Annotated in this window: 4 protein-coding genes; 3 read left to right on the top strand and 1 reads right to left on the bottom strand. The window is 39.0% G+C overall.

What is annotated here, in order from left to right:
- Window positions 1-303: 303 nt before the first annotated feature.
- The 3 genes from ABZB17_RS21270 to ABZB17_RS21280 all read left to right on the top strand — a co-directional run bounded on the left by ABZB17_RS21270 (window position 304) and on the right by ABZB17_RS21280 (window position 1,988).
- Window positions 304-666 (top strand): endonuclease domain-containing protein, encoded by a 363-nt coding sequence (locus tag ABZB17_RS21270; protein ID WP_372653439.1) that lies wholly within the window; start codon window positions 304-306, stop codon window positions 664-666.
- 178 nt (window positions 667-844) lie between these two features.
- Window positions 845-1,426 carry a dTDP-4-dehydrorhamnose 3,5-epimerase gene (gene rfbC / locus ABZB17_RS21275; protein ID WP_372653441.1) on the top strand — a complete coding sequence of 194 codons (582 nt, stop codon included), beginning with the start codon at window positions 845-847 and terminating at the stop codon, window positions 1,424-1,426.
- Between the two features lie 424 nt (window positions 1,427-1,850).
- Entirely contained in the window at window positions 1,851-1,988 is a 138-nt protein-coding gene (locus ABZB17_RS21280) for a hypothetical protein (protein WP_372653446.1), read from the top strand.
- A 548-nt stretch (window positions 1,989-2,536) separates the two neighbouring features.
- Here the strand turns inward: ABZB17_RS21280 and ABZB17_RS21285 are convergent.
- On the bottom strand, window positions 2,537-3,247 hold the full coding sequence (locus ABZB17_RS21285; protein WP_372653444.1) for a hypothetical protein: 711 nt from the start codon (window positions 3,245-3,247) through the stop codon (window positions 2,537-2,539).
- Window positions 3,248-3,904: the final 657 nt, after the last annotated feature.

The raw sequence follows: 3,904 nt of genomic DNA on the forward strand, positions 1-3,904 counted from the left end.
ATCTGGCAAAAAACCAATACGGACAATACCTATTAAGTCTAATCAAATAAAAATTCCTTATTGTCTCCCCTTAAAAAGGGGAGATGTCAGCGTAAGGAATGTGGGCGGCCGACAGAGGGGTCAAAGAACAGTTACAGGTACAAGGTGAGAATCTGGCAAAAAACCAGTATGGGCAGTATCTGTTGAGTTTGGTAAAATAAACACGATTTGAAAGTTTCCCCTCCTTGCAGGAGGGGGTACCGCGTTTACTGCGGTGGGGTGGTATATAAAAGTTTGTGAAATCTAATTACCTTTCATCAAGAAATGCAGCTCCACAATCGCAAGTTCTATAAACCAATTCGAAAACATTTACGCAATAATTCCACAGCTGCTGAAGCTACTTTATGGCAAATGCTAAATAAACGTCAGTTAAATGGATATAAATTCAGAAGACAACATTCTATTGGAAACTATATAGTTGATTTCTTTTGTTACGAATTAATGCTCGCCATCGAGTTAGACGGCGAGGTTCATGCCGATTTGAATAGTATTGCCCGGGATAGTGAAAGGGATGAGCAATTGAATAATCTGGGAGTTACAGTTTTACGTTACGAAAACCGTTGGGTATATGAGTACCCTGAGATTATAAAACAGGATATTATTGATTTTGGTGAGAAAAAGAGTTAAAATGAAACGAGCATGAAAAAATTACGTCCAAGAGGAATATAAAATACTTGCGAGTTCCACACTATACTGCTAAAAACAAACAATTTTAATAGTATGAAATCAACCACCTCACCAACTTCGTTGGTCCCCTCCTCCTAACCAGGAGGAGAAACATTCTAAAAAACACGATCAGATAAACATGAATATCATAAAAACAACAATACCAGAAGTATTAATCTTCGAACCTAAAATCTTTGGTGATAACCGAGGATATTTTATGGAATCGTTTCGTCAGGAACTGATTGAAGAATATATAGGAAATGTCCGGTTTGTACAGGATAATGAATCTTTCTCTCAATACGGGGTATTACGCGGTTTGCATTTTCAGCATCCACCCCATACTCAGGGCAAACTGGTTCGAGTGCTGCATGGCGAAGTATTGGATGTTGCCGTGGATATCCGTTTGAATTCGCCTACTTACGGGCAACATGTTGCAGTGAAGCTCTCGGCAGATAACAAACGACAGCTTTGGATTCCCCGTGGGTTTGCCCATGGTTTTGCCGTGCTTAGCCCAACGGCACTTTTTAGCTACAAATGCGACAATTATTACGCGCCGGAATCCGACGGAGGTGTAATGTGGAACGATCCTGCTATTGGAATCGACTGGCAAATACCGGAAGCAGCCATTCAGTTATCCGGAAAAGATAAGCAACATCCTTTGTTGAAGGATATCAAGGATTTTGACTATGCCTCATTTTCGGGAGAAAACGTTTATAAGTAGTTAGAACAAACCATTACTATTCAATTCGTGTAATCCGCGCTGGCTGGCGCGTATCTTTGCCGATCCAAAAACTTTTTTACCACGTTATTTAAATGCCTTTAAATATGTGTTTTGGTTTTGGAAGTTCAGGTCTACGCTAAGAACAGAAGAAGAGTAATAGGAGGTATCGCTCCCCTGTTAGTCGTTTGCAACAACAAAGTATAAATAAGATTACTCTTGCACGAACAACCTTCAAGCGTTTTCAAAACCTTGAAGGTTTCAAATAATAAACAATCCATTACCATCCAATTAGCGTAATCCGTGCAATTAGTGGACATAACAAAATATGCGATGAAACTTGTATCTTTGTTGAAAAGAAGAAATTATACTGAATATAAATAAATCATACGTTACCGATAAAAACAAGCACCCAATTGCAGTTCAAATTGATATAAAAACATTTGAAAAGATTGAGCAGGTTCTTGAAGATCATGCATTGGGAAGGCTTATTGAAGAAAATACCGCTGCCGACAACCTGACACTTAATGATGCCAAAGCTTATTACAAAAACCTTCGTAAATAATGGATTTTGTAATCCGGTATAATAAAACTTTTTTAAAAGAGCTGGCAAAAATACCGGCAAAACAAAGAGCAAAGATTGAGTGTTTTGTTTTTGAAGAAATAGTACAATTTAAATCAACCGACCAAATCCCCCAATTGAAAAAGTTAAAAGGATTCAACGGTTTTTAAAGAATAGGATTTGGCAACTACAGAGCCGGCGTGAGAATACAGGGCAATGAAATTGTTTTCGAGCGTATATTACACCGTAAAGACATTTATAACTATTATCCGTAGATCATACTGGTGCATAGTTTTGAATAATAAACAAACTATTACCATCCAATTGGTGTACTCTGTGCAATTCGTGGATAAATCATTTTTGATTTCTTGTGGTCAGCGAAAGAGATGAAAGCAAAACAGTTGTCAGTCAACTCTCCCTCACTCCCTCTCTATCAATAAAGAGGGACGATTGTTTTGAAGGCACAATCAGGGTGAGTCTGTATATTTTGAAGCAGCTTTTGCTATTGAGTTTCAAAGTATCAAAAAAAAAGGCCCCGAAGGGCCCCAAAATTAGCGTTCTGTTGGTTGTTCAGAATCAGCAACCGGTTCTGCAGCTTCGGTCCTTGGGCCCCGGCCGGTGTAATCGATAATAATACGTGCGTTTTTGTACTGCCGGTAAAAATCAGGATTCATAAACTGGAAAGGCTGAAGTAAAGAATCAATTTCATCTCGTAGGATATTGTTTGTTTCCCGTATCAGGCGGTCGATAGTCGCCGTTGATGCCTTTCGGCTGCTGGTAGCTACACGGTTTTGCGGAATGGAAATTTTAAAATCAGCCGTTTTTTGTTGCAAAGCATCCAGTTCAGCCTGCGTAACAAAATAAACTTCGAGTCCGGCCAAAACAGGTGTTGCCATACGAATCATGTTTGCGGCAATATCACATAATACCACATCCGAAATTTTTGCCAGTTTCGATGGTGTATACCTGGCCATTCGTTTTAAATTAACATCGGCGGTTGCCGTGGCATAGGCAACCAGCGAAACCGAAATACGTAATACCAGGTTCTCGACATCCTCGCGAAGGTTTTCTTTGCTGAGTGTTAAACCCGAGGTGTTCTGTTCCTGTACCTGCCGGTAGCTTTCCAGCTCAGCCAGGTTTGCCGCAAGTTTTTGTTGCGTCAGGATAAGTGCTTCTGACGAAGCATACAAGGAAGAGTTGCTGATTAATACTGTGTTTGTTGCTCCAAACATCCTGATCTTGTTGATCTGATTTAAAGTCATAATATAAAATTTAAAAGTTAAACATTAGCCGGCATTAACAATGGAATGTATTAAAACCAGAGGGAATCGTAAGGGAAGTAAACTCGTTTAGCGATTGTATTGTCGGGTTTTTAAAAACATTTAGTCATTGTGTAAGTAAAGGCTGTTAATTGATTTTCATACAATTTACAGTGACATACGCTATTAACAAAATATTTAAACAATTAATTCAATCACTTTTTTCTATTAATCAACCATTTGACTCGAATCAAAATCAATTACTAATAAATTTTACAAGCGAATTAAAACTACTTACACTTAGTAAATCAACCAAAGGGCTTGATAAATTATGGCAAGGTAAAAATTCAGCAATCTAAAGATTAAAACCACTGGGTGTACTATAAAAACCACAATTCGTCAGTGAGAAATGAATTCCGGGAACTTATAATCAACCTTCGGACTCAAAAAGATGGTTTCGCACCACATAAAATGTGTTTCGCACGACTGAAAACTGACAGCGCGTCATACAAAACTGACTCCGCGTCACCTCAATCTGACTCCGCGTCAGGTAAAGAAGGCTCCGCACAGCACAAAACTGACAGCGCGTCATACAAAGATGCTTCCGCGCAACCGATAGATGGCTCCGCACTACTGAAAATGTATTTCGCACTGGTAAAA

Origin of the sequence: Draconibacterium sp. (genome assembly GCF_041583095.1) — a bacterium.
GTDB lineage: Bacteria > Bacteroidota > Bacteroidia > Bacteroidales > Prolixibacteraceae > Draconibacterium.

What these genes read in the sequence shown, in the direction of transcription:
- ABZB17_RS21270 (WP_372653439.1), top strand. Translation starts at nt 304, where the DNA reads ATGCAGCTCCACAATCGCAAGTTCTATAAACCAATTCGAAAACATTTA.
- ABZB17_RS21285 (WP_372653444.1), bottom strand. Translation starts at nt 3,247, where the DNA reads ATGACTTTAAATCAGATCAACAAGATCAGGATGTTTGGAGCAACAAAC.
- rfbC (WP_372653441.1), top strand. Translation starts at nt 845, where the DNA reads ATGAATATCATAAAAACAACAATACCAGAAGTATTAATCTTCGAACCT.